Origin of the sequence: Limnobacter sp. MED105 (genome assembly GCF_000170915.1) — a bacterium.
Classification (GTDB): domain Bacteria; phylum Pseudomonadota; class Gammaproteobacteria; order Burkholderiales; family Burkholderiaceae_B; genus Limnobacter.
Genome location: NZ_ABCT01000002.1, coordinates 85,284 through 108,844 on the forward strand (window position 1 = coordinate 85,284; position 23,561 = coordinate 108,844).

Below are 23,561 nucleotides of genomic sequence, written 5' to 3' on the forward strand. Positions count from 1 at the left end.
GTTGACCCGTTCGTATCATCAGGAGCGAACGGGGCATTGTTTTAAAATAGTCCATAAGCACCTGTTTTCCCTCGCTTTTCCAAAGCTTCAACCGCTGACGATGTCTTTAGACTGGTTTCATCGCCACCTTTTACGCGCATCGCCATGAAACAACTCAGTCAAAAAGCCCACGCCGCCGCCTTTCATGCGGAATTTTTTGGCAACACTACCCAGAAACGCTTTGTGCTGGGCATTAACGAGTTTGCAGACGCAGTGGCCAACCGCACAAACCTGGACGGCTTTATTGACGAGTACACCACCGCCACGGAGTATCGCGGCAAACCAGTTTTGAAATTGGCTCAGGTACCAGCGGGCAGCATGGTGATCTCAACAGTGACACAGGCGCGTCCCAAAACAGCCATGAATAAATTGCTGCGCCTTAATGGCGTGGTGTCGATGGATTACTTTGCGGTGGCCGATGCCAGTCATTTTCAGCTGCCGCAAGTTCAGGCCTTAGCAGATACGCAAAAAGAATATGCGAGCCACCCGGAAAAATTCGAGTGGGTGCGTGACCTGTTCGCCGACCAGGAATCACGAGAAGTGTTTAACCGCGTCATGGAATTTCGCCTGAACGCCAACCTGCGCGCCATGCGGTTTTTCGATTACACAGCCGACCAGCAATATTTTGAGCCCTTTGTAAATTTTGAACCGGGCGAGGTGTTCGTAGATGGTGGCGGATTCGATGGTTACACCACGGAAGAATTCATCAAACGCTGCCCACAATATGGCTCAGTACACTTTTTTGAACCCACCGAAACCACATTGATCAAGGCCAAAGCCCAGCTATCCAAACACAGAGATATTCACTTCCACCCGGTAGGTTTGTTGGATACCGAGCAAACTTTATCATTCGACGCAGATGCTGGCTCCGCCTGCAAAATTTCGGAAACAGGCAGCGTACAAATTAATGTGGATGCACTCGACAATCGGGTCACAGAATCCGTGAGTTTTATCAAACTTGACCTGGAAGGTGCGGAACCCAAAGCACTTGAAGGCATGAAGTGGCATATTCAGGAAGACCACCCCAAGTTGGCCGTGGCGGTGTACCACGACCCCGCGCATTTTTGGCAGGTGCCTGAAATCATTCTCGGTGTACGCAACGACTACAAAGTGTATTTACGCCATTACACCGAAGGCTGGACAGAAACAGTGATGTTCTTCATCCCGAAATAAACCTCAACCGCCATAGGTTTCAAGCAGGTACTGCACAATCGCCTTGGATTCGAACATGGCTTTGCCCGTGTTCGGGTCTTCCAGATATGGCACCATCATTTTGTTGGTCTTGGCCATGAACTGCTCACGTTTGCCGCCCTTTACCGGGTTGTATTCACCCACAGCAGCGTGCACACCATTCACACCCATGTCTGCAAATTGCTCTTTGCCCAAATTCACCAAGTGGTAGGGAATTTCAAGCTCACACAACGTTTCACGCACTGGCCTGCAAAACGGCGATGCTTCAAAACTGTACAGCGTCAACATTTGCTCCGGCTTTGTCGATGCACGAACCTTGGTACCCGCCCCCAAACCCAAAGCTGAATTGGCAAGGCTAGACACGGCCTGCGGCAAGGCAGCCTTAACGCGCAAGGGCACAGCTCGCTTGGCGTAGGTGGTGTACAGGTACTCGATAATGTCGGCGGACTCGTACAACTTCATGCCAGTGTTATCGTCCACCAAAAAGGGAAACTGGGCTTTGCCACCCAATTCAAGCACCTCGGGCCGAAAACGCTCCCCACCTTTTGGACAAGGGTAGATGTCTGCATCCAAAGCCAACTCTGTCAAGGTTTCGCGCACCAAGCGGCAATAGGGGCAACTTTCGAACTCGAACAGTTTCAGCGGTTTCTCAGGTTGAACCACAGCAGGCTCAGTCACCACCATGCCCTGCCAGCCGCGCAGTGTAGACGCCGCTGTGGCCATGGCCACCTTCAACAAATGATTCATGTTTTTCCTCCCATCAATGCGCATCCTTGTTTTCAAGTGCGCTTAAAGCAGCTGCCAGCAAAATCATGGCGCCGCCAATTCCCACCTGCAGTGTCAATACTTCATTGGTCAACACAATGGCCGACAAAGTTGCAAACACCACTTCCGACAACATCACCACCGAAGTGACATTGGCCGGCAAACGTGATGCGCCATACTGCAAACCATAATTGGCCACCAACAAAGTGACCGCAAAAGCCAACAACACCAAGCCACCGTAAAGCCCTGGCAACACCGGCCATTGCACAAACGCATTGCCCTCACCCAAAGCCACCACCAAAAAAGCAGCCACCGCGGTTGGCGCAACAATACCGCCAACAAACATGGCAAATAACCGTGCTTGTGCAGTTCTAGCTGCCTGATGCCGCAACATGATGTTGTTCAGCGCAAACGCCGCACCCCCCATCAAACCCAACCATTCTGCAAGGTTCGAAGGCAAGGGGAATCCAAGGCTTCCATTCGGGCTAAGCACCAGCACCGCGCCAGCAAACGCCAAACCCACACGCAACAAAGCCTTCAGGGTAATACGTTCATTCAGCGCAACACGCGCAATCAGCACCGCCCAAATTGGCATCAGGTAGAACAACAGCACCACCCGAATCACTTCGCCAATGGATACACCCCAATTAAAACCCACCATGGTGGTGCCAGCCGCCAGGGCCAGCAACCACAATGCTTTGTGACGAACAAACTCGCCCCACACCTTGGGCATAAAGCACAGCATGGCCACCGCACCCAGCAGGTAGGTAACCGCAGAAGACCACAGCGGGTGCAAACCTTCACCCTGCAATTCACGCAGCGGCCACCAGGAAACCCCCCACACCAAAGCATTCAATACAAGGGCCAGGTACGGCAAGGCCCAAGCCCGCTTGTCAGGCACAGTTCACCACCACACGCCCCTGCAATTGATTGGCCAACACAAGGCGTGCGCTGTCCAAAGCCTGCGCCAAGCGCACTTCCTTGATCATGAAATCCAGATCGTATTCATTCAAGGCTTGCGCCAACATACCCCAGGCGCGGTCACGCTCGGCATGCGTACGGTACACACAATTAATGCCGCGCAAAGTGATGCCGCGCAAGATAAAGGGTGCCACACTACCCTGAAAATCCATGCCCTGCGCCAAGCCACACGCAGCAACCACACCACCGTATTTTGTTTGGGCACATGCATTCACCAAGGTGTGGCTGCCGACGCTGTCCACAACCGCCGCAAACTGTTCTTTTTGCAAAGGTTTGCCCTGGCGCGACATGGATTCACGGTGAATCAGGTGGGTTGAACCCAACTGCAAACGCTCAAAATGCTTGGCAGCAGATTCCGAAACAGGCTCACCCATTGCATCGATTGAACCTGTCAAACCCACCACTTCATAGCCCAAATGCTGCAACAGCAAACAGGCCACTGTGCCCACACCACCGCTGACACCAGTCACCAGCACTGGGCCGTCTTCGGGTTTCACGGGGTGATCCTGCAACGCCATCACACACAAAGCAGCGGTATATCCCGCAGTGCCCAATGCCGCCGCCCACCTGGCACTTCGGCCGGCGGGAATCGGGGAGATCCATTGTGCAGGCACACTGGCACGTTCTGCCAAACCACCCCAATGTGTTTCACCCAAACCCCAATCGTTCACCTGGCACACTGTACCCACTGGCCATTGGTCTGCGTTTGATTCAATCACCTCGCCCACCGCATCAATGCCATGCACCATGGGGTACTTGCGCGCAATTGGCGCAGTATGGGTAAGCGCCAATGCGTCCTTGTAGTTCAGGCAACTGTAGTGCAGCTTCAGCACCACATCCTGCCCGTCAAACTCAGACTCATCGAGAGTTTCCAGCTCGGCCTGCGCTTGCTCAGCCGTCCGGGAAATCCAAGCCCTGATCATTTCGTCTCCTTATTCTGGGTGAGGCAATGATCGCACAAACCAGCCACCAAATTTGCGTGCCGGGCCTGCCTTGCATACACTTCAGGTTTGCCTTAGAAGAACAACTACGCCGTGCGCAAACCCACCGCCAAAAGTCTTATTCTCGACCTGTTGCTTGCATCCAAAGGTCGCCCCCTTTCAGCCAAACAGGCCATTGCCGCCTGCGGCATTTTCGACATCAGTGTGAACAACACGCGTGTAGCCTTGGTGCGGCTTTCGGCCGAAGGCCTGATCGAGTCAGCAGGCCGAGCCTTGTACCAACTCACCGACGACGCCCACACCCTGGCCGACGATGTTGCCGCTTGGCGCACCCGCAGCACCCGTGTTCGCCCTTGGGATGGCAGCTACATTGTGGTGCAGGCTGAGAAACTTTCACGCAGCGAAGCCAAACAACAACGCGCCCGTGCACGCGCCTTGCTGATGCTGGGCTTTCAGCCACTGAATGAACACCTGTTTATTCGCCCCAACAACATTGAAGACACACTGCAAAGCGTGCGCGATCGCCTGTACAAACTGGGCCTGGAAAAAGACGCCCCAGTGTTTGAAGCCCGTGATTTCGACCTCGACCTTCAACGCCGAATTGCCACCCTGTGGAACCCACGCGAACTAGAGACCAACTACGCACAACTGGAGAAAAAGATGCGAACGTGGCTTGACCGCTCGGGCAGCCTTGAGCCAGAAGTAGCCGCCCGCGAATCATTTTTGCTGGGCGGTACTGCAATCAAGCATGTGGTGTACGACCCGTTTTTACCCGCAGAATGGGTCAATGTTCAGGCCCGTGAGCGGTTTTTAGGCGCAGTGGATGAGGTGGACCAGGCGGGTATGCGAATTTGGAGCAGCCTTTGGGCGAGCATGGAAAGCTGAGCAAGCTGACTGCTCACTTGGCACGGTTACGCCCACTCAGAGCGCTTATTCATAGCCAACTCGGCAGTAGGATTGCTTGGGACGCACTTCAAGAAAACCGCCCCGTTTGAGTTTAGTCGCAGCGTTCGGCTTTAAGCCGACACCGAGACTCAGCCATGTCTTTTGCCGAGCTTGGTGAGCAAGAATAAATTCAAAAAGGGATCAAGCGGTTTTCAGTGCGGCACAAGTAACCCATGCCGAGTGGGCAACAAACAGCAGCAGGGACCCTTCAAGTTCAGGCCAAAAGTCGCCCACGCCCACCTATTTAGAGTAAACCCTCATCCGAATCGCCCCCGACTGCGTATAAACTTCGACCATCCCAACCTTGCACCGCAGCAACCGTGAAAAAACTGTTCAAAACCGCCCTGAAAATCAACGAGTTGGCCGTTAACACCGCGACCAACGCGGCGGATTGGTTTTTTCGCAAGGAAATCCTGATTCAGTCGGGCAAGACTGAATATGAGGTGATTGCTGAACACCTACCCATGCGCGTGCGCTATTACGCCCCCACAGCAAGTACACCCGCAGCCAGCTTGGCCGAAGGCGAAATCGAAGCGCCTACGAATCGACAGCACGCTGTGCCACTGGTGTTGGTACCTCCGCTTGGTGTCACCACAGAAACATTCGACTTGATGCCTGATCGCAGCCTGGTGAAAGCCATGGTTGAAGCAGGTTTTCGTGTGTACCTGGTGGACTGGGGAAAGCCCGAGCGCAAAGATGGCCACCTGGGCCTGTTCGACTACAGCAACATCATGATGGGTCAGGCCCTGCAAGCCGTGCGCGAGCACAGCGGCTCCAAAGAACTGTCCATGTTCGGTTGGTGCATGGGCGGTTTGCTGTGCCTGTTGTACGCGGGTTACGGGCACGACAAACACATTCGAAACCTGGTGACAGTCGCCAGCCCGATCGATCTGCGCGATGGCAAGAACATCATGGCTTTCGCCTCCAACACATTGAATGTGACTGCGCGCTTCATTCGCAAGTACAGTGAATTCAGACTCGATCGAATCAACCCGACCCTGTTCAGCCCACCCGGCTGGATGGTCAGCCTGGGCTTCAAACTAACAGCCCCAGTGGCCAGCATCACCACCTACTGGGACCTGCTAACCCGCTTGAACGACCGTGATTTTGTTGAACAACACACCACCACGGCCGACTACCTGAACAACATGATGCTGTACCCAGGCGGAGTGGTACGCGACTTCATGATTCGTTTTGCTGTGGACAACAAACTGGCGCACGGCAAAGTCAAAATCGGCGATCAAATTTCCGATCTGGGCAACATTACGGCCAATATGCTGGTATTTGCAGGGGAAACCGACCACCTTGTACCAGCCAGCATGGCCAAGAAAAGCCTGAAAATGGTGGCCTCGAAAGACAAGTCCTTCTTGCTCGCCCCCGGCGGCCACATGGGCGTTATCTTGGGCAGCCAGGCTCGCGAACATGTCTGGAAGCAAGCGGCAGACTGGCTACGTGGGCACTCTCAAGTGGAGGCCCCGGCACCCAAAACTCGTCGACCCCGAAGTACTCCCACGAAAAGCTCCGCAGTTAAGAAAGCAGCCTGAGTTAGTCAGTCTTTTTTAGCGTTTGTCACAAAATCTTCACGAAACAATTCGATATTTCCATTATTATCGAATTATGGAAAAAAATGACATCATCAAAGCACTGGCCGCCCTCTCTCACACCTCGCGTTTGCGGGTGTTTCGAGCCTTGGTCGTCACCGGCCCCGCCGGCCTTACCCCCGGGCAACTGTGCGAGCGGCTGGACATTCCTGCTGCCACCATGTCATTTCACTTGAAAGAACTCAGCAACGCCGGTTTGGTACAACCCATTCGCGACGGGCGCAATCTGATTTACAGCGCGCAGTTTGCCCACATGAATGGCGTGATCTCCTACCTCACCGAGAATTGCTGCGAAGGTCAAAGTTGCACACCTGTTACCGCACCACACCACAACGAGGCTCACCATGAGTGACAAAACATTCAATGTGCTGTTCATTTGTACCGGCAATTCAGCCCGCTCCATTCTGGCTGAGGCCATTCTGAACCAACTGGGCCGCGGACAATTCAAGGCCTACTCTGCGGGCAGTTTTCCGGCAGGCCAGGTGAACCCGTACACCGTTGAATTATTGCAACGCTGGGACATGGACACCAGCAATTTGCGCAGCAAAAGCTGGGACGAATTTGCCGCACCCGGTGCCCCACAAATGGACTTTGTGTTCACCGTGTGCGACCAGGCCGCTGGCGAAGTGTGCCCGGTGTGGCCCGGCCAACCCATTCTGGCGCACTGGGGTGCACCCGACCCCGCCAAGGCAGAAGGCGACCATGAACATATCTTGCACGAGTTTCGCAATGTGGGTCTGCTGCTGCGCAAGCGCATTGAACTGATGCTGGCCCTGCCGATTGCAAAACTCGAAAAACTGGCCATTCAACACGAAGTCGAACAAATAGGAAAAGTATCTTCATGAGCACCAACGTACTCATTCTTTGCACCCACAATTCTGCACGCAGCGTACTGTCGGAAGGCATGCTTAACCACCTTGCACAACAGTATGGCAAAGACATCAAAGCCTTCAGTGCGGGCAGCGCACCAAGCGGCCGCGTGAACCCCTATGCCTTGCAAGCATTGGCCAGTGTGGGCATCGACACCAGCCAGTACACCAGCAAAAGCTGGGATGTGTTCACCGAGCCTGGTGCACCGAAAATTGATATTGTGATCACCGTGTGCGACAGCGCCGCGGCCGAGCAATGCCCCTATTGGCCAGGCAGTCCGGTGAAAACTCACTGGGGCTACCCCGACCCATCCAACGAGGTGGAAGAAAACAAGCCCCGCGCGTTTGAACTGACCCGCCAAGCCATCGCCTTCAAAATGATGCAGCTGATTCAACTGCCCCTTGGCAGCATGAGCACTGCGGAACTGAACGCAGCACTGGCGGCAATTGCACGGAGCTAAGTGACTATGTACTCCTTACCCAAACGTTTGGGTGCCGAGTTTCTGGGCACCTTGCTGCTGCTGGCCATTGTGATTGGCTCGGGTGTCATGGCTGAAAACCTGTCCGAAGGCAACAACGGTGTGGCCCTGATTGCCAATACACTGGCTACGGTGTTCGGCCTGTACATTTTGATCGAAGTGTTTGGCCCCATCAGTGGTGCGCACTTCAACCCGGTGGTCACACTCAGCATGGTGTTGCTAAAGCGCCAGCCGGGTTCGGAACTGTTGCCCTACATCGTGGTGCAGCTGGTTGGCGCATTTTTCGGTGCCATTCTGGTGCACCAAATGTTTGATATGGAACTGCTTCAGTTTTCCGAGAAAGCCCGCACAGGTTGGGGTATATGGACTGGTGAAATTGTGGCCACTGCCGGGCTGTTGCTGGTCATTTTAATGGCCAAGGCAGAACGGGTTTCCGGCATGGTGGCCTGCTACATTGGCGCAGCTTACTGGTTCACTTCCAGCACCTCTTTTGCAAACCCAGCCGCTGCTTTTGGCAGGCAGTTCTCCAACAGCTTCGCTGGCATTGCACCCGCCGATGTACCCGCTTATGTGGTGTTTGAAGTCATCGGCGGTTTGCTGGCCTTGGTGCTTTACAAGGCCTTCAGCGCCAACAACGCAGTGGCTACTTCCCAGGCACCCAACCCGGCGGCTTGATCAAACACAGCAACCGGTTTTTGAAATCGGGCGCTGTTTTCATTTTCTCAATCAAATGCCCCCAGCCCGCCACCGCCTGCTTCAGCGGGTTGGTGGTTAGCACTGGGGTCAGCGTGCCGTAAACCGGCTTCACGCCGGGTACAAATTCACGGTACGTACCAAACCAACGATCCCACACAATCAGAATTCCCCCGTAATTGCAGTCGTGGTATTCCTCATTCTTGGCATGGTGCAAACGGTGGTGTTGCGGGCAGTTGAACACTTTCTCAAACCAGCCGTGTACCTCGAATGTTTCGGTGTGTATCCAGTACTGGTACAGCAGGTTCACGGTGTGCGCAAAGGTCAACACCAAGGGGTCCATACCCAGCAGGGGCAATGGCAACCAGAAAATAAAGGTGTAGAAAGGACCCAACACCGATTGGCGCAAGGCAGTGCTCAGGTTGTAACGCTCACTGGTGTGGTGGTTAGAATGCTCGGCCCAAAACGCGGCACAGCGGTGGGCCACGCGGTGATACCAGTAGTAACAAAAATCATCGGCCACCAACAGCAGGGGCACAAACCACCAGGTTGAAATGTCCCAGCTCACCACCCGGTATTCAAACAGCCACAACATAATGGGGTAAGCCCAAAATACGCTTAGCCCCATGGTCACCAGCTTCAGGGCACCCATGGCAATCGAACACAAGGAGTCCTTCAGTTCATACCCGGCGTAAAAACCTTGGGGCTTTTTGCGCATGGCCCAGCCTTCAATGGCCATGGCCGCAAAAAAATAAGGAATGGCGACCACATACATCAGCAGGGTCCACTGTTCATAATCGGGCAAGGTCATTGGGGCGCTCACAAAACCGAACATTACAACAAATGCATTTATTGCAACGTATCGTAACCCTGTATCTGCAAGTACTCAATCCCAACTTTGCCGACGAATTAAATTGGAAGCACAATAGAAAAAGGCCCCGGTTTATTCAAACCGGGGCCTTTCTCAAATCAACCGAAGTTGAAATTTACTTCATTGAGATTGCTTTGCCGTCAGTCGCTTTAACTGTCTTCCAGGCGGCTTCAATCTTCTTCACTGTTTCGTCTGGCAGTGGAACGTAGTCCAGGTCAGAGCTCAGCTTGTCGCCCTTTGCGTAGGCCCAGTTGAAGAACTTCAATACTTCAGAAGCCTTGGCTGCGTCAGCCTGTTCTGTGTGGAACAGAATGAAAGTAGCACCAGTGATGGGCCATGCGGCTTTGCCAGGTTGCTGAGTCAGGATTTCGTAGAAGCCGTTGTCCCAAGAAGCACCAGCAGCTGCTGCCTTGAATGACTCTTCAGAAGGCTGAACAAATGCACCTTCAGCGTTGTTCAACTGGGTATGTGTCAACTTGTTCTGCTTGGCGTAAGCATACTCAACGTAACCAATAGAGCCGGGTACGCGCTGTACGAAAGCTGAAACACCTTCGTTGCCCTTGCCACCCAAACCTACTGGCCACTTCACGGCTGTACCTTCACCAACGGTGCTCTTCCAGTCAGCGCTTACCTTGCTCAGGTAGTTGGTGAAAATGAATGTTGTGCCTGAACCATCGGCACGACGAATCACGCTGATGTCTTGGTCGGGCAGGTTCACACCTGGGTTCAAGGCAACAATTGCCTTGTCGTTCCACTTGGTGATCTTGTTCAAGTAGATGTTGGCCAATACTTCAGCAGACAACTTCATCTGGCCTGGGGCCACGCCCTGCAGGTTCACCACGGGAACAACACCGCCGATCACGGTTGGGAACTGCATCAAACCTTTTTCTTTCAGGTCTTCAGGCTTCAAAGGCATGTCGGAAGCACCGAAATCTACAGTTTTTGCGGAAATCTGCTTGATACCACCACCGGAACCGATGGACTGGTAGTTCACCTTGTTGCCTGTTTCCTTGTTGTAAGCATCAGCCCACTTGGAATACACAGGAGCGGGGAAAGAAGCGCCAGCACCAGTAATTTCAGCGGCGTTCACGGAAGTCATGCTCAGGGCCAGGGCACCTGCGGAAATCGCTGTAGCGATTGTTTTGATGTTGAACATTTTTCACCTCACTTATTAAAGTACGGTCATAGTGCCTTACAAATGTTTCAGAATCATGACAGATATAAGGCATTAACATAAATGTCAAAAAACCACACTCGGCTGCCCAAATGTGGTTTTTTTCAATCAACTCAATTACTTAACAGCTCATCAGCCAAATCGACCTGTGATGTAGTTCTCGGTTTCCTGCTTCTTGGGTTTCAGGAAAATCTGATCGGTTACACCAAACTCAATCAACTCACCCAGGTACATGTAGGCGGTGTAATCGGAAACACGTGCGGCCTGCTGCATGTTGTGGGTCACAATCACCACGGTGTAGTCTTCTTTCAACTCGGTGATCAGTTCTTCAATACTGGCTGTAGAAATCGGGTCCAGTGCTGAACAAGGTTCATCAAGCAACAAAATTTCAGGCTTGATCGCAATGCCGCGTGCAATGCACAAACGCTGTTGCTGACCACCCGACAAACCGTTGCCGCTCTGGTGCAATTTGTCTTTGACTTCCTTCCACAGCGCAGCCTTGGTCAGCGCCCACTCAACACGCTCTTCCATTTCGCCTTTGGACAACTTCTCGAACAAGCGAACACCAAAAGCGATGTTTTCATAAATCGACATCGGGAACGGCGTTGGCTTTTGAAACACCATGCCAATTTTGGAGCGAATCAGGGCAATGTCTTTCTTGCTGGTCAGCAAATCTTCACCGTCCATCAAGATTTGACCCTCGGCACGCTGCTCGGGATACAGGGCAAACATCTTGTTGAATACGCGCAGCAAGGTCGACTTGCCGCAGCCAGAAGGTCCGATGAAAGCAGTGACTTTCTTTTCAGGAATACTCAAATTGACCGACTTCAGCGCGTGGAATGAACCGTAATAGAAGTTCAGGTTCTTCACTTCAAGTTTGATCTTTTCTTCAACGTCAATCGTAGACATGGTCTGGGCCTTCAAAGGTCAGTTATTTCGAGTTCTTCAGCAGCGAACGCGCGATGATGTTCAACACCAACACACCGGCGGTGATCAGGAATACACCTGCCCACGCAAGCTCTTGCCAGTTCGTGAACGGGCTCAGTGCAAAGTTGAAAATGATCACAGGCAGGTTCGCCATGGGCTTCATCATGTCGCTGTTCCAGAACTGGTTCGACAGCGCCGTGAACAACAGGGGAGCGGTTTCACCGGCAATGCGTGCAACGCCCAGCAAAATGCCGGTCAAAATACCTGCATAGCTGGCCTTCACGGTAATGGCCATCACCATTTTCCACTTGGGTGTTCCCAAGGCGAAAGCGGCTTCGCGCAGGGCATCGGGCACCAGGCGTAACATATTCTCGGTGGTTCGAATCACGATTGGAATTTGAATCAAGCCCAAGGCTACAACACCGGCCCAGGCTGAAAAATGTCCCATGGGTCGAACCATGACAGCGTACACAAACAGACCAATCACAATGGAAGGTGCTGACAGCAAAATGTCGTTGAAGAAACGCACCGATATGGCCAATTTGTTGTCTTTCCTGGACTCGGCCAGGTGAACACCCGCAAGAATGCCCAAGGGTGTCGCAAACAAGGTGGCGAACCCAACCATCAGTAAGGTACCCATGATCGCGTTGGCCAAACCACCGCCTTCAGCATTGGGGGGAGGCGTCATTTCAGTAAACAACTGGGCAGACAAGCCACTGATACCCAGCGTTACCGTGGTGTACAAAATCCAGATCAACCAGAACAGGCCAAAAGCCATCGCTGCCAAAGACAGTGTCAGTGCGGCAGTGTTAACCAGCTTTCGCTTGGCCTGCATCTTGACGCGCATCTTTTCATCGGTGGCCACTGTGGTTACAGCGCTCACTTTTGGAGCATTGGTCTGGTCAGAATAAATGCTGCTCATGGTTTATCTCCCGTTGCTCGACAATTTGGCCAGCAACAACTTCGAGGCCACCAAAACGAAGAATGTGATCACAAACAACACCAAGCCCAACTCCATCAAGGCCGAGGTGTGCAGACCAGCGTCGGCTTCCGCAAATTCGTTCGCCAGTGCGGAGGTAATGCTGTTACCGGGAGAGAACAGCGAAATGTCATTCAGGTAGTTGGTATTACCAATCACGAAGGTCACCGCCATGGTTTCGCCCAAGGCGCGGCCAAGGCCCAGCATAATGCCGCCGATCACACCCACTTTGGTGTGCGGCAATACAATTTTCCACACCACTTCCCAAGTGGTACAACCCATGCCATAACCAGCCTCTTTCAGCATCACTGGGGTTACTTCAAACACATCGCGCATCACGGCTGCAATGTAGGGAATGATCATGATGGCCAGCACAACACCGGCGGTCAGCAGACCAATACCAATGGGCGGGCCGGAAAATAAGGCGCCGATCACCGGGATTTCGCCGACTGTCGCATTCAAGGGCGCTTGCACGTATTTGGCGAAAATTGGCGCAAACACCAACAAACCCCACATGCCATACACGATTGACGGCACTGCCGCCAACAGCTCGATCGCGGTGCCCAGCGGGCGGCGCAGCCAAACCGGGGACAATTCTGTGAGGAACAGCGCAATACCGAAGCTGATTGGCACAGCGATGATCAGGGCGATAAATGAGGTGACCAAAGTGCCGTAAATCGGCACCAGTGCGCCGTATTCGTCGATGGGGGGATCCCAGTTCGCGGTGAACAGGAAATCAAAACCAAAGGCGGTGATGGTAGGCCACGAGGCATACACAAGAGAGGCAATGATTCCACCCAGCATCAGCAAGGTGAAAACAGATGCGCCGCTGGTCAACAAGCCGAATATGGCGTCGCCCCGTTTGGTCGGGACCTTGATCGTCGAGGTGTCAGACATATTGGTAAATAGTTAATCCAGCAGAAAGTTTCACGCAGACCTGCAAGGGTATCCAAGAATTATGACAAAAAAATGACAAAAATTTGACGTACCCGTGAAATCGAATATCACGGCACGGAAACGTGGCTAAAAGCTTACGCCGGCTTGCGCTTCATGAAAGTAATTGGCACCACCGACGGGGGTGGGCTGTTGAAAATATCTTTGCGCATTTTACCCATGATGTGCATTTCGCAGGGTTTGCAATCGAATTTCAGGGTGTACTTTTGATCACCATTGACCAAGACCATGGGCTCAGCCTTCACCTGCCCCTGAACGCCTTTTACACCTTTAGCCTGTTTTGGGCACAAATTAAAAGAAAATCGCAGACAATGCTTGGTGATCATGACAGGAACCTCACCAGCTTCCTCATGAGCCTCATACGCGGCGGCAATCATCTGCACACCATGTTTTTTGTAAAATTCACGCGCTTTGTCGTTGTAAACATTGGCCAGAAAGCTCAGCGACTTTTCCGGGTAGTCCACATAAGGCTGCACTGGCTCTTTGCGAGCCGGGCGTTGCCAGGCAGCCACGCGGGCTGCATTCAAAGCCTCAATTGCTTCTCTGCGCATGCCATTCAAGGCACTGGCAGGCACAAACCAGGGCTGGCTTAGGTGTACGTTCAGCCCCAAAGCGGAATAATCAGTGCCGCCCAACTTGGCCAAGTGGGTTTTAATGCTTTCAACTGCCGTGTCGGCCTGCTTGGCCATTTCCAGATTCATTTCAAGCTGCGTGGTGGTGGCAATGCCATCTTCATCGGTCAGGCTCAGTTGCAAGCCCTTCAACACATTGCCTTCCATCCACTCGGTCAGCGTTAGCCACAAGCCAATTCGGCGTTCGGCACTTTCCTTGGTCAGCGCCATGTCCCAGGCGTGGTCGCGGTTGCGGTGCATGGGCAAGCCCGCTTTCAGGCCACCATAACTGTTGATTGGGTCTTTGGGAAACACGCGGTACACCGCTTGTCCTTCTCCCTTGCTGTGCAACTTCTCGGCGCGGTTCACATGCAAACCCACCACTTCACGCTTGCGCATGAAGTTCAAGCCATCGCCGTTGTTCAGTTCATCGCTGGTTTGTATGTCAATGCTTTTGTCATTCACAGCCACCACGTGGCCAATGGGTTGGCCAATGAACTTAGGTGAATCAAATGCACCAATGTCAATTTTCCGGCCGCTGGCAAAGTAATCGGTTGAGCCACGGTGAAAGTTGCGGTCGGGGTCGGGCCTGAAATAATGGCGGGTGTTGCCGCTGGAAGCGCGGGTGAACTCACCACGCTGCTCCATGATCTCGTCCAGCAAAATACGGTAGTGGGCCGTGATGTTTTTCACATAGGCCATGTCTTTGTAGCGGCCTTCAATCTTGAAAGAACGCACACCCGCGTCAATCAAATGTTCCAGGTTGCCACTTTGGTTGTTGTCCTTCATCGACAGCAAATGCTTGTCAAAGGCCACCACAGCGCCACTTTGGTCAGTCAAGGTGTAAGGCAGGCGGCAAGCCTGCGAACAATCGCCACGGTTGGCACTGCGACCTGTTTCAGCATGGCTGATATAACACTGCCCCGAAAACGCCACGCACAACGCACCGTGAATGAAGTACTCAATGGTGGCGCTGTCGCCCACCGCCGCATGCACTGCCGTAATTTCGTCAACAGTCAATTCACGCGCAAGCACCAACTGCGAAAAGCCGCTGTCTGCCAAGAACTTCGCTTTCTCAACGGTGCGAATGTCACACTGCGTGCTGGCATGCAGTTGAATGGGTGGCAAATCCATTTCAAGCAAACCCATGTCCTGAATAATCAGCGCGTCCACGCCTGCGTCATACAACTGCCACACCAGCTTGCGGGCTTCTTCCAGCTCGGCATCGTGAAGAATGGTGTTAATGGTCGTAAAAATACGCGCGTGGTAACGGTGGGCAAATTCCACCAGCTTCGCAATATCGGCCACCGAATTGGCCGCATTGGCCCGTGCACCAAACACCGGCCCGCCCAGATAAACCGCGTCTGCACCGTGCAGAATCGCCTGGCGACCAATTTCAACGTCGCGTGCGGGGGCTAGCAATTCCAACTCGTGTGGCAACAAACTCATGATTTCACTGATTTTTCTGGCAAAGGGTGAACATTATTTCAAAAAGCCAGTCTGATTGAAAGCAAAACCGTGGTTGGCACCACAATCAGTTTGAATGTTGCACAGGGAGTACTTGCATGGCTTGGGTGGTTTGGTCGCGTAACACTGCAACTTTGTTGTTGGGGATTTCAGGCTTTTTACCCCAGGCACACGCCCAAAAACTGGAGCAGGCCATATTCGCAGGCGGCTGCTTTTGGTGCATGGAAGAAGTATTCGAGAAAATCAGAGGCGTGAAATCGGTTGAGTCGGGTTACACAGGCGGACGCACTTCCTCCCCCACCTACGAGCAGGTCAGCCAGGGCAACACTGGCCATGTAGAAGTGGTGCGGGTGCAATACGACCCTCAGCAAATCAGCTACGGCAACCTGTTGAAAGCCTTTTGGACCAATATTGACCCCACCGTTGAAAACCGGCAATTTTGCGATGTAGGCGAACAATACCGGTCGGCCATTTTTTACCTGAATGAGCAGCAGCACCGTGAGGCCAAACAAAGCAAAGAACAACTGTTGGGCACCGGAAAATTCAAAACCGTTTACACCACGGTTGAGGCCGCCCACACCTTCTACGTGGCCGAAGAATATCACCAAGATTTTTACCGCAAAAACCCCTTGCGGTATCGGTATTACAAAACCACCTGTGGCCGCGAAAACCGCTTGAACGAGGTATGGGGCTATACACCCAAATAACAACACCTAGAACAGCAATTCCATTAAAAACAGTCACATCCGGCTACACTTCACCCCAAATTCACTCTAAGCGACCGTGATGAAGCGTCAAGCACGCCTGTTGGCAACCCTCGCATTGGCTGTATTCACCGTGTGCACAGCCCCCAGCGCGTGGGCCAATAACCTGGAGAAAGTTCAGGACTGGCGTATTGCGCTTCCCAACACCTGGCAGCCCACTGAACAGGCTTTGGTGCAGGTGCGCAACAGCCGGTTGGCTTTGGCCAACAACATCCAGTTTGATATTCAAACCTTACACGGCACAGTTGCTGCCACACAGCCCAACACCCCTGTTTCACTCGAAAACCTGGCGGCCTACCAAGTGAACGTAGAACATGCACAACTTCGAATTGCCGACAACGTGTTGCAGGCACTTGTGCAAGCCGAGCTTGAGGCCAGCGAAGCACCGTTGAGAATCAAGCAAGTCACTACGCAAACCGACGGCATACTGATTACCGGCGACATCAAAAGGTTGGGCCTGTGGATTCCATTCACCATGGAAGGCACACCCACCGTGGCCAATGCAGGGGAAATTACCCTCACCCCGCGCACCCTGAAAGTGGCTGGTGTTCCCCTGTACAAAGCCTTGTTGGCCACTAATATTCAGCTGCAATCGCTGATCGACATGAAGTCCAAAGCTGTAGCTTTGCAAGGCCAAGCCATGGTGCTTCGGCTTGATCAAGTGGTGCCCGCCCCCAAACTTTCTTTTGAACTGAACGACGTGCAGTTGGGGCAAGGTGAAGTGATTGTTTTGTTGGGCAAGGCCAACCAAGCACCCCTCTTTTTTTGCAAAGCCGATTGCCCAGTCAATTTTGTGTACACCCACGGTGGTGAATTGCGTGCCGCAGGCATGGTGCTGGCGGGCCAACCCACTTTGGTCACCGGAATCAGCAATGGCAGTTTGCCCATTGCCCTGCACGATTTAAACAGCCTGATCAACACCAGCACCGTTCAGCTTCGCACCGACGGCGCCCTGTGGATCAGCGCTCAGGAAGGTTTGCTGAACCCAGCTGAAATGGCTTTGCTCAACACAGGCGAAGCTGCAATTGCCCAGCTTGAAGCAATGAACACCAGGCAAGAGGCCGTAACCCTGGCTGTACACCATGCCACGCTGTTGTCGAGGGAAGGGATCGAGCTGCGCGTTGAAAAGCTGTTGGCCAGCACCGATTCAACAGACCTTGGCCAACTACCCACAGCTGCACAAACCGTGCATGTGGGGGAAATTTCACTGGGCGAAACAGCATTGAACACGCTGATGAACAAAGCCTTGTTCAACTTCGAAGGCAGCCCGATTCGCAAAGTCAACACCACCATTGGCGAGCCTCACTTGCAGCTTTCCCTGCAGGTAAAGCCTGAAATTTTTGGCATTCCATTGTTCTGGTTGCCTGCCAAACTCAGCGGCCCACTGCTTATTTCCAACGACCAGCAGCACCTTGAATTCACGCCCGTAGAAGTGCGCATGTTTGGTGTATCGGTAATGCCGCTGATTGATTACGCAGGTTTGAAACTTGGCAGCTTTATAAAAATTGATGAAGCCGCTGTAAAGCTACAAGGGAACACCATACGGATTGCCCTGGGCAGCGCACTACCCCCACTGCAATTAAGCACCGAGTTGCGCGCCATTAAAACCGTACTGCGTTCGCCACTGGGGCCTTACGTACAAGTGCATGTGGGCACATTGCCTACCGATAAAATTGGCGAAATTTACAACACCATGGAAATGCTGCCACTGGGCCTGTGGATGAAAACACCAGAATTCACGGCCTTGGGCATGCGCACTGGGCCCACGCTGGGCCATGTTTACAATGACCCCCGCAAAGAAAGGCTGGTCATCGACCTGGCCCAATACCCCGACTTGCTGGCCAATGCCACCCTGCGACTGCCCAAAACTGAACGGGTGTGGGTTAGCATGCCCAGCCCGGGCAACGGGTCACAGTACCCAATACAAGGCCATCGGCACGAAGATCAGACTCATCAGGTTCCCCATCATCACCAGTGAAGCCACTCGCTGGGGCTGAAGGCCGTATTTTTCAGCAAACACAAAACTGAGCACCGCCGGCGGCAGGGCACCGAACACAATCAGCATCGCCGTGTGTTCGGGGCTTAGGGGCAGCAGCCACACGCACAGCGCCGCGAATATAAGGCCAGTCAAAGGGCACAGTACGCCACCAATCACACCCAGCTTCACATCCGAAAAGTCGGCTTGGGTTAAGCGAACCCCCAACGAAAACAACAGCAATGGAATGGACACATCGCCCACCATATCGATCGCAAAATACAGGGGCGCCCACACTTCAATTTTCAGTACGCTGACCAGCAAGCCTGCAATCGACGCAGCGATTACAGGCTCTTTCCACAACATTAAAATGCGGGCGTTGGGGCTCATCATCCAGGTGCCCAGCGAATAGTGCAGCGTATTGCCTACCAAAAACAGCATCACCGCAGCGGGCAAGGCTTCCTCGCCAAAAGCGAGAATGGCCAGCGGCAAACCCATGTTGCCGGAGTTGTTGAACATCATGGGGGGCACGAAAATTCGGCTTTCAATGCCCAACAAACGGCCAATAGGCCAGGCCAGCAAACCCGAGCCCAACACCACAATGGCGCCGCCCACGGCCAGCAGCCAATACGACTCAATTTCAAACGACTTACTGGCCAATGCCGAGAACACCAGCGCCGGCACAAAAATTTCCATGTTCAGCTGATTGGCAAACTTCATGTCGGGGTTTTTCACCCGCCCGTACCAATACCCAAGGGCCACTACCGCAAACACTGGAAAAATAACCGCAACAATGCGCAAGAACATAGAAAACCGTACGGGTAAGTGACAGGGAAGGTCGCAGTGTACTGCAAGCGATTAATCGAGGCGATTCGGGTTTGTATTGGTGCCTTGGCCAAACAGCAGCTTCAAGGCCGGGTGGCTCAAGTTGCGCGGGTGTGTAAATGCAAAAAAATCTTCAACCACGCCTTGTGCATCGCCCATGTGCACCACAGTGTGGTCGCGCACCACGTCTTCGATCAGCATGGCGGGCACTGCAAACAAACCCAAACCCGCCCGGCCAAAAGTTTCCAGCAAGGCCAGGTCGTCAAATTCACCCACCACCGTTACTTCAACACCCACGCTTTCAAGCCAGTGTTCCAGCTTCAGCCGCAACACGTTGTTGCGCGATGGCATCAGGAAAGGTGCGTGTTGCAGGCTGTGCGGAAAGTTCTTCTCGTACTTTTGTTTCAAGTTGGGGCTCGCAAAAATTCGCACCGGATAGGTTAGAAGTTTGGCCACCTGCAGGTGTGCCGTACCCTGGCCACCGGGGCGCTCGGCCAACACCACGTCGACGCTGTGTTGTACCAGCTCAGAACAAAGCGCCTCGAACCTGCCCTCGTGGCACACCAGCCGCACAGGCCGCTGCATGCCTAAAATTGGCTCAATCATGTGAAACGACACTGTTTTGGGCAGCGCATCGGCAATGCCCACCGACAAGCGCAAGGTGTAATCCAGTTGTTCATCGCCCAGGCTTTCGGCCATTTGCTCGCCGAGCTGAAAAATTTGGTCGGCATAGCGAAGGGCAATTCGCCCGGCCTCGGTCAACCCCAAACCCCGCCCCACCGGCTGAAACAAAGCCCGCCCCAAGGTTTGTTCCAACTGGGTAATTTGGCTGGAAAGCGTTTGCGCGCGCAGCCCAAGCCGTTCGGCAGCCGCGGTCAGGCTGCCCGTGTTGGCCACCATCCAGAAATAGCGCAGGTGGTGAAAGTTCAAGTCGGTAAGTTTCATTAACCCTTCGATTTATTCGAATATTTACTAAGCAATTGTTCCATTTATTCTTACATTGAACCGGCGTACACTTCAACTGTCTATTTCCCCGAAAGGAGGACGCACCCATGAAAACTGAAATTGTGGCTCGGCATCCCGAGATCGATGAAACCCTGCGCAGGTACGTACTACGCCGTGTGCGCTCGGCCATCAATCGACTTTCGACCCAGATTAAAAACATCACCGTGAAGCTGGACCGGCATTCTGCACAGCAGGCCGACCAGCGCAACTGTGTGATTGAAATTCGTATCGATGGGCAAGAAGCCCCATTGATCGTAGACAGCGCCGGGCCGCATTGGCTTAGCGCAATTGACAAAGCGGTTGAATCAGCAGCACGTGCTGTTCGCCGCTAACTGAAACACACCCTTCACCGGGTGGCCCCCTTGCAATTGTTGAAAGGACAACACGCATCATGAAACGCATTGTTTTATTTTTAGCCACCAACGTCGCCATCATGGTGGTACTGGGCATAACCGTGCATGTGCTGGGCTTGAACCAGTTCATGGCAGGGGGTCAGCTTAACCTGACCATGCTGCTGGCATTCAGTGCTGTACTGGGCTTTGGTGGTTCATTCATCAGCCTGTTGATCAGCAAAAAAGTAGCCAAGTGGAGCACCGGCGCACAGGTTATTGAAACACCGCGCAACCCCACCGAGCAGTGGTTGGTTAGCACCGTGCAGCGCTTTGCCGACAAAGCCGGTATTGCCATGCCGGAAGTGGCCATTTACGAAGGTGCGCCCAACGCATTTGCCACCGGCCCCAGCAAAAGCAATTCACTGGTGGCGGTTAGCACCGGCTTGCTGCAAAGCATGAGCCGCGAAGAAGCCGAAGCCGTATTGGCGCACGAGGTGGCGCACATTGCCAACGGCGACATGGTTACGCTGACTCTGATTCAAGGCGTGGTGAACACCTTCGTGTTTTTCCTGGCCCGCGTGGTGGGCTTTATGGTGGATCAGTTTTTGCGCAAAGACGATTCCGAATCGAGCGGCACGGGCATGGGTTACTTCATCACCGTGATCGTGATGGAAATTACACTGGGTATTTTGGCTTCCATCATCGTGATGTACTTCTCGCGTCAGCGTGAATTCCGTGCCGACTCGGGTGCCGCATGGTTGATGGGCAACAAGCAACCCATGATTTCCGCCCTGAAGCGTTTGGGTGGCATGCAGGCTGGTGAACTGCCTTCGAACATGGCTGCATCCGGTATTTCAGGCAAGGGCGGCGTGATGGCTTTGTTCAGCAGCCACCCGCCCATTGAGCAGCGCATTGAAGCACTGGCACAGCAACGATAAACCGGCGTTGTATTTGGTAGTAAAAAAACCCGCCGAAGTTTGGCGGGTTTTTTTTGAATAAGACACGAATGACTAAAATTTAAAAAGCTTTGGTGAGCGTCATTCAAATAGGATGGCCTCGATTCTGGCCAAGGCCTCGTCTACGATGTACTGCGGAACCGTTTCTTTAAGACGCACATTCCGCGATCGCCAGTCTAGTGATTTCAATTGATGGCAATGCACTGCGCCCTGAGTGTCGATGCCAGCACCCATCAAAGTGACGACCGTCCCGTAAGTCCGAGCGGCAGCAGCAGCCCCTTGAGAAATTGGGCAAATCATCGCCAAACCCTGCTGATTAAATACTTTTCCGCTTAGAACAAGGCCAAAATGTGGGCCTTTCATCTCTCGACCGGATGACGGATCGAAATCAAGGTGCACGATATCGCCGCGGTTTGGCATATACGCCATTAGCCGTTCTCCAACCCAATCGAGGGCATTTCATCCCAGCCTTCGGCAAGCGGCAACCCTTCCGGCATTTCAGCCATGAGATCAGCCAGTTTGTAACGTGGACGGGTCGGTGCTTCAACTGTCATTGTCTTGCCCAGAAGATGCAATTCCACCTGAGAACCCTCGCCCAAACCATTCTGCTCAATAAACGCCTTGGGCACGGTCATCACGAGCGAGCCCCCGGCTCTGCGAAGAGTTTGAAGCATAGTTACCTCCATCACTTAAGAATCCTATTTTAGTATAACAATATGTTTTATTCAAGTAGGATAATATTCGATCGCTGTTGGTGGTCTTTGACCTGTTCTGTGACAAACAGTATGTACGGTTTACATCAGGCCTTTTGCGTGCAAATAATGAACTTGCTGAGTAATTCACATCACCCTGCGCACCTTCCAGAAAGTTTTGCGCCAATACAAATCATCTAGCCTGCTGATGGTGACACCTACCTTGGTTGATGCGTGTAGAAACTTGCCATCGCCCAAGTAAAAGCCAACATGCTTGGTGGTGTAGCCCGTTCGGAAAAATACAAGGTCGCCCACCTGCATCGAATCGCGGTCGACTTCTGCACCCATATTGACTTGTTGGGTAGTGCTGCGCGGCGCAGTAATATCGAAATGAGTCGACAAGGTTTGTTGCACAAAGGCTGAGCAATCGATGCCCGCTTTTGAATTGCCCCCCAATTTATAAGGTGTGCCGCGCCACTCGCGAAACTGGGCCAACAAAGCTTTTTGCACAGCGGGTTTTTCTGTTTCAAAGCCGGTAAAAACGGTGCCGTCTTCAAGCACCACAGCGTCAGCATCACCCTCTTGCAAACCCGCACAGGCCTGCAACAACACCAGCAAGCAAACGCCAGCAAGCCGGCCCAACACAACCCCAGCTTGATTAAACAACCGCTTTCCTTTCGCTAAAACGGAGCAAACCCTTCACGAAGCGGTAAAGCAACCACACACTTAAAATGCCGTAAACAATAAAGCCCACGCCAAACACCATGGTGACCATGGCCACCACGAACCAGAACATGCCGATCCAGAAGGTTGAAATAAGCCAGTCGTAATGGCTGTAATAAATGGTGCCGGTTGCTTCACCCCGCTTCACGTAACAAATAATGAGAGCGATCAGGATAGGAATAAAGGCCGTGAATATACCCACAGCGCCCAACACGTACGCCACCAAAACGATGGTGCGGTTGGACTCTTCCTGATTGGGAACCGGATTAGGTTGATAGCTCATAGCGCTCCAGAATCGGTAATTACCGTTCCATTTTAGACGAGCGTACGGACATAAAAAAACCCCGAGGCCAATGCCCGGGGTTTTCTGAAGTGCTTGGATGGCAACTATTACAGCTTCAGTGCTGCAATACCGGCGCGAGCCACTTGCGCATCTTGATCTGATTTAACGCCAGAAACACCCACTGCGCCCACCACCTGGCCATCGACCACAATGGTTACGCCGCCTTCCAGCAGGCCGTCTACGTAAGGAGCGGTTACAAAGGCAGTGCGGCCGTTGTTGATTACGTCTTCAAGAATTTTGGTGTCTTTGCGGGCCATGGCAGCAGACTTGGCCTTGGAAGGGCCAATGTGTGCGCTCATGGGTGGTGCGCCGTCCAGGCGGATCAGGCCCAGCAAGTGCCCGCCGTCGTCTGCCACGGCAATGGTTACAGCCCAGCTGTTGGCTTCGGCTTCCGCGCGGGCAGCTGTCAAAATTGCTTGAACGTCGTCGGCAGACAACATCGGTTTGGTTTTCATGAAC

General features: G+C 53.2%; 27 protein-coding genes. 11 read left to right on the forward strand and 16 right to left on the reverse strand.

The features are described 5' to 3' along the window. Positions 1-144: 144 nt before the first annotated feature. Complete coding sequence (locus tag LMED105_RS03250) at positions 145-1,212, forward strand: FkbM family methyltransferase (protein WP_008248124.1); 1,068 nt, start codon at positions 145-147, stop codon at positions 1,210-1,212. Positions 1,213-1,215: 3 nt separating this feature from the next. Here the strand turns inward: LMED105_RS03250 and LMED105_RS03255 are convergent, their stop codons facing one another. Genes LMED105_RS03255 through LMED105_RS03265 form a run of 3 tightly spaced genes read right to left on the reverse strand, consistent with a single transcriptional unit; the run spans position 1,216 to position 3,899 of the window. Next, positions 1,216-1,977: a glutathione S-transferase N-terminal domain-containing protein gene (locus tag LMED105_RS03255; RefSeq protein ID WP_040512297.1), complete on the reverse strand. Its 762-nt coding sequence runs from the start codon at positions 1,975-1,977 to the stop codon at positions 1,216-1,218. A gap of 13 nt (positions 1,978-1,990) precedes the next feature. Then, positions 1,991-2,896: a DMT family transporter gene (locus LMED105_RS03260; protein ID WP_008248127.1), complete on the reverse strand. Its 906-nt coding sequence runs from the start codon at positions 2,894-2,896 to the stop codon at positions 1,991-1,993. Next, a complete protein-coding gene (locus LMED105_RS03265) occupies positions 2,889-3,899 on the reverse strand; it encodes an MDR family oxidoreductase (protein ID WP_008248129.1) in 1,011 nt (336 codons plus the stop codon). Before LMED105_RS03265 ends, LMED105_RS03260 begins: the two co-directional genes overlap by 8 nt. A 111-nt stretch (positions 3,900-4,010) precedes the next feature. Here LMED105_RS03265 and LMED105_RS03270 point away from each other — a divergent pair, with 111 nt between their 5' ends. The 6 genes from LMED105_RS03270 (at position 4,011) to LMED105_RS03295 (ending at position 8,486) form a co-directional block, all read left to right on the forward strand. Beyond that, the gene (locus LMED105_RS03270; protein ID WP_008248131.1) at positions 4,011-4,802 is read left to right on the forward strand and encodes a PaaX family transcriptional regulator C-terminal domain-containing protein; all 792 of its coding nucleotides are present in this window, start codon (positions 4,011-4,013) and stop codon (positions 4,800-4,802) included. A gap of 380 nt (positions 4,803-5,182) precedes the next feature. Further along, positions 5,183-6,406: an alpha/beta fold hydrolase gene (locus LMED105_RS03275; RefSeq protein WP_008248134.1), complete on the forward strand. Its 1,224-nt coding sequence runs from the start codon at positions 5,183-5,185 to the stop codon at positions 6,404-6,406. A gap of 73 nt (positions 6,407-6,479) precedes the next feature. Then, positions 6,480-6,815: a helix-turn-helix transcriptional regulator gene (locus LMED105_RS03280; RefSeq protein ID WP_008248135.1), complete on the forward strand. Its 336-nt coding sequence runs from the start codon at positions 6,480-6,482 to the stop codon at positions 6,813-6,815. Beyond that, a complete protein-coding gene (locus LMED105_RS03285) occupies positions 6,808-7,308 on the forward strand; it encodes an arsenate reductase ArsC (RefSeq protein WP_008248138.1) in 501 nt (166 codons plus the stop codon). Before LMED105_RS03280 ends, LMED105_RS03285 begins: the two co-directional genes overlap by 8 nt. Beyond that, positions 7,305-7,793, forward strand: coding sequence for an arsenate reductase ArsC (locus LMED105_RS03290; protein ID WP_008248140.1), 489 nt, complete (start codon positions 7,305-7,307; stop codon positions 7,791-7,793). The genes LMED105_RS03285 and LMED105_RS03290 overlap by 4 nt, the downstream gene beginning before the upstream one ends. A gap of 6 nt (positions 7,794-7,799) precedes the next feature. Beyond that, complete coding sequence (locus LMED105_RS03295; protein WP_008248142.1) at positions 7,800-8,486, forward strand: MIP/aquaporin family protein; 687 nt, start codon at positions 7,800-7,802, stop codon at positions 8,484-8,486. Here the strand turns inward: LMED105_RS03295 and LMED105_RS03300 are convergent. From LMED105_RS03300 to LMED105_RS03325, 6 genes are all read right to left on the reverse strand, one after another. After that, a complete protein-coding gene (locus tag LMED105_RS03300; protein WP_198006786.1) occupies positions 8,455-9,315 on the reverse strand; it encodes a sterol desaturase family protein in 861 nt (286 codons plus the stop codon). The genes LMED105_RS03295 and LMED105_RS03300 overlap by 32 nt on opposite strands. A gap of 175 nt (positions 9,316-9,490) precedes the next feature. After that, entirely contained in the window at positions 9,491-10,522 is a 1,032-nt protein-coding gene (gene pstS / locus LMED105_RS03305) for a phosphate ABC transporter substrate-binding protein PstS (protein ID WP_040512301.1), read from the reverse strand. A 159-nt stretch (positions 10,523-10,681) separates the two neighbouring features. Then, positions 10,682-11,458, reverse strand: coding sequence for a phosphate ABC transporter ATP-binding protein PstB (pstB, locus tag LMED105_RS03310; RefSeq protein WP_008248147.1), 777 nt, complete (start codon positions 11,456-11,458; stop codon positions 10,682-10,684). A gap of 22 nt (positions 11,459-11,480) precedes the next feature. Beyond that, positions 11,481-12,398 carry a phosphate ABC transporter permease PstA gene (gene pstA / locus LMED105_RS03315; RefSeq protein ID WP_008248149.1) on the reverse strand — a complete coding sequence of 306 codons (918 nt, stop codon included), beginning with the start codon at positions 12,396-12,398 and terminating at the stop codon, positions 11,481-11,483. Between the two features lie 3 nt (positions 12,399-12,401). Next, positions 12,402-13,352, reverse strand: a complete 951-nt coding sequence (pstC, locus tag LMED105_RS03320; RefSeq protein WP_008248151.1) for a phosphate ABC transporter permease PstC — start codon at positions 13,350-13,352, stop codon at positions 12,402-12,404. Positions 13,353-13,486: 134 nt separating this feature from the next. Continuing rightward, positions 13,487-15,469: a U32 family peptidase gene (locus LMED105_RS03325; protein ID WP_008248152.1), complete on the reverse strand. Its 1,983-nt coding sequence runs from the start codon at positions 15,467-15,469 to the stop codon at positions 13,487-13,489. 116 nt (positions 15,470-15,585) lie between these two features. Between LMED105_RS03325 and msrA the strand changes: the two genes are divergently transcribed. Together msrA and LMED105_RS03335 are read left to right on the forward strand one after the other, a co-directional pair. Then, entirely contained in the window at positions 15,586-16,194 is a 609-nt protein-coding gene (msrA, locus tag LMED105_RS03330; RefSeq protein ID WP_008248154.1) for a peptide-methionine (S)-S-oxide reductase MsrA, read from the forward strand. Positions 16,195-16,273: 79 nt separating this feature from the next. After that, positions 16,274-18,229 carry a hypothetical protein gene (locus tag LMED105_RS03335; protein ID WP_008248157.1) on the forward strand — a complete coding sequence of 652 codons (1,956 nt, stop codon included), beginning with the start codon at positions 16,274-16,276 and terminating at the stop codon, positions 18,227-18,229. On the opposite strand, the gene LMED105_RS03340 is transcribed toward LMED105_RS03335, so the two are convergent. After that, complete coding sequence (locus LMED105_RS03340) at positions 18,161-19,033, reverse strand: AEC family transporter (protein WP_040512261.1); 873 nt, start codon at positions 19,031-19,033, stop codon at positions 18,161-18,163. The two genes, LMED105_RS03335 and LMED105_RS03340, sit on opposite strands and share 69 nt — an antisense overlap. Before the next feature lie 51 nt (positions 19,034-19,084). Next, entirely contained in the window at positions 19,085-19,996 is a 912-nt protein-coding gene (locus LMED105_RS03345) for a LysR family transcriptional regulator (protein ID WP_008248160.1), read from the reverse strand. Between the two features lie 107 nt (positions 19,997-20,103). Between LMED105_RS03345 and LMED105_RS03350 the strand changes: the two genes are divergently transcribed. Together LMED105_RS03350 and htpX are read left to right on the forward strand one after the other, a co-directional pair. Beyond that, entirely contained in the window at positions 20,104-20,388 is a 285-nt protein-coding gene (locus tag LMED105_RS03350) for an HPF/RaiA family ribosome-associated protein (protein WP_008248161.1), read from the forward strand. A 59-nt stretch (positions 20,389-20,447) separates the two neighbouring features. Then, positions 20,448-21,326 carry a protease HtpX gene (gene htpX, locus LMED105_RS03355; RefSeq protein WP_008248162.1) on the forward strand — a complete coding sequence of 293 codons (879 nt, stop codon included), beginning with the start codon at positions 20,448-20,450 and terminating at the stop codon, positions 21,324-21,326. A 99-nt stretch (positions 21,327-21,425) separates the two neighbouring features. On the opposite strand, the gene LMED105_RS03360 is transcribed toward htpX, so the two are convergent. The 5 genes from LMED105_RS03360 to LMED105_RS03380 form a co-directional block, all read right to left on the reverse strand. Beyond that, on the reverse strand, positions 21,426-21,773 hold the full coding sequence (locus LMED105_RS03360) for a type II toxin-antitoxin system PemK/MazF family toxin (protein ID WP_008248163.1): 348 nt from the start codon (positions 21,771-21,773) through the stop codon (positions 21,426-21,428). Further along, a complete protein-coding gene (locus LMED105_RS03365; RefSeq protein WP_040512262.1) occupies positions 21,773-22,018 on the reverse strand; it encodes an AbrB/MazE/SpoVT family DNA-binding domain-containing protein in 246 nt (81 codons plus the stop codon). The genes LMED105_RS03360 and LMED105_RS03365 overlap by 1 nt, the downstream gene beginning before the upstream one ends. Before the next feature lie 165 nt (positions 22,019-22,183). Further along, positions 22,184-22,702 (reverse strand): NlpC/P60 family protein, encoded by a 519-nt coding sequence (locus LMED105_RS03370; protein WP_008248165.1) that lies wholly within the window; start codon positions 22,700-22,702, stop codon positions 22,184-22,186. Next, positions 22,695-23,042: a hypothetical protein gene (locus tag LMED105_RS03375; protein WP_008248167.1), complete on the reverse strand. Its 348-nt coding sequence runs from the start codon at positions 23,040-23,042 to the stop codon at positions 22,695-22,697. The genes LMED105_RS03370 and LMED105_RS03375 overlap by 8 nt, the downstream gene beginning before the upstream one ends. Positions 23,043-23,149: 107 nt before the next feature. Next, the gene (locus LMED105_RS03380) at positions 23,150-23,557 is read right to left on the reverse strand and encodes a heme-binding protein (protein ID WP_008248170.1); all 408 of its coding nucleotides are present in this window, start codon (positions 23,555-23,557) and stop codon (positions 23,150-23,152) included. Positions 23,558-23,561 lie beyond the last annotated feature (4 nt).

Excerpts from the sequence above, each read along its gene's own strand:
- LMED105_RS03380 (WP_008248170.1), bottom strand. The coding sequence starts at position 23,557 with ATGAAAACCAAACCGATGTTGTCTGCCGACGACGTTCAAGCAATTTTG.
- LMED105_RS03335 (WP_008248157.1), top strand. The coding sequence starts at position 16,274 with ATGAAGCGTCAAGCACGCCTGTTGGCAACCCTCGCATTGGCTGTATTC.
- pstA (WP_008248149.1), bottom strand. The coding sequence starts at position 12,398 with ATGAGCAGCATTTATTCTGACCAGACCAATGCTCCAAAAGTGAGCGCT.
- LMED105_RS03325 (WP_008248152.1), bottom strand. The coding sequence starts at position 15,469 with ATGAGTTTGTTGCCACACGAGTTGGAATTGCTAGCCCCCGCACGCGAC.
- LMED105_RS03290 (WP_008248140.1), top strand. The coding sequence starts at position 7,305 with ATGAGCACCAACGTACTCATTCTTTGCACCCACAATTCTGCACGCAGC.
- LMED105_RS03350 (WP_008248161.1), top strand. The coding sequence starts at position 20,104 with ATGAAAACTGAAATTGTGGCTCGGCATCCCGAGATCGATGAAACCCTG.
- LMED105_RS03250 (WP_008248124.1), top strand. The coding sequence starts at position 145 with ATGAAACAACTCAGTCAAAAAGCCCACGCCGCCGCCTTTCATGCGGAA.
- pstB (WP_008248147.1), bottom strand. The coding sequence starts at position 11,458 with ATGTCTACGATTGACGTTGAAGAAAAGATCAAACTTGAAGTGAAGAAC.
- LMED105_RS03255 (WP_040512297.1), bottom strand. The coding sequence starts at position 1,977 with ATGAATCATTTGTTGAAGGTGGCCATGGCCACAGCGGCGTCTACACTG.
- LMED105_RS03345 (WP_008248160.1), bottom strand. The coding sequence starts at position 19,996 with ATGAAACTTACCGACTTGAACTTTCACCACCTGCGCTATTTCTGGATG.
- LMED105_RS03300 (WP_198006786.1), bottom strand. The coding sequence starts at position 9,315 with ATGACCTTGCCCGATTATGAACAGTGGACCCTGCTGATGTATGTGGTC.
- pstC (WP_008248151.1), bottom strand. The coding sequence starts at position 13,352 with ATGTCTGACACCTCGACGATCAAGGTCCCGACCAAACGGGGCGACGCC.
- LMED105_RS03360 (WP_008248163.1), bottom strand. The coding sequence starts at position 21,773 with ATGGCGTATATGCCAAACCGCGGCGATATCGTGCACCTTGATTTCGAT.
- htpX (WP_008248162.1), top strand. The coding sequence starts at position 20,448 with ATGAAACGCATTGTTTTATTTTTAGCCACCAACGTCGCCATCATGGTG.
- LMED105_RS03340 (WP_040512261.1), bottom strand. The coding sequence starts at position 19,033 with ATGTTCTTGCGCATTGTTGCGGTTATTTTTCCAGTGTTTGCGGTAGTG.
- LMED105_RS03295 (WP_008248142.1), top strand. The coding sequence starts at position 7,800 with ATGTACTCCTTACCCAAACGTTTGGGTGCCGAGTTTCTGGGCACCTTG.
- msrA (WP_008248154.1), top strand. The coding sequence starts at position 15,586 with ATGGCTTGGGTGGTTTGGTCGCGTAACACTGCAACTTTGTTGTTGGGG.
- LMED105_RS03280 (WP_008248135.1), top strand. The coding sequence starts at position 6,480 with ATGGAAAAAAATGACATCATCAAAGCACTGGCCGCCCTCTCTCACACC.
- LMED105_RS03365 (WP_040512262.1), bottom strand. The coding sequence starts at position 22,018 with ATGCTTCAAACTCTTCGCAGAGCCGGGGGCTCGCTCGTGATGACCGTG.
- LMED105_RS03375 (WP_008248167.1), bottom strand. The coding sequence starts at position 23,042 with ATGAGCTATCAACCTAATCCGGTTCCCAATCAGGAAGAGTCCAACCGC.
- LMED105_RS03285 (WP_008248138.1), top strand. The coding sequence starts at position 6,808 with ATGAGTGACAAAACATTCAATGTGCTGTTCATTTGTACCGGCAATTCA.
- LMED105_RS03265 (WP_008248129.1), bottom strand. The coding sequence starts at position 3,899 with ATGATCAGGGCTTGGATTTCCCGGACGGCTGAGCAAGCGCAGGCCGAG.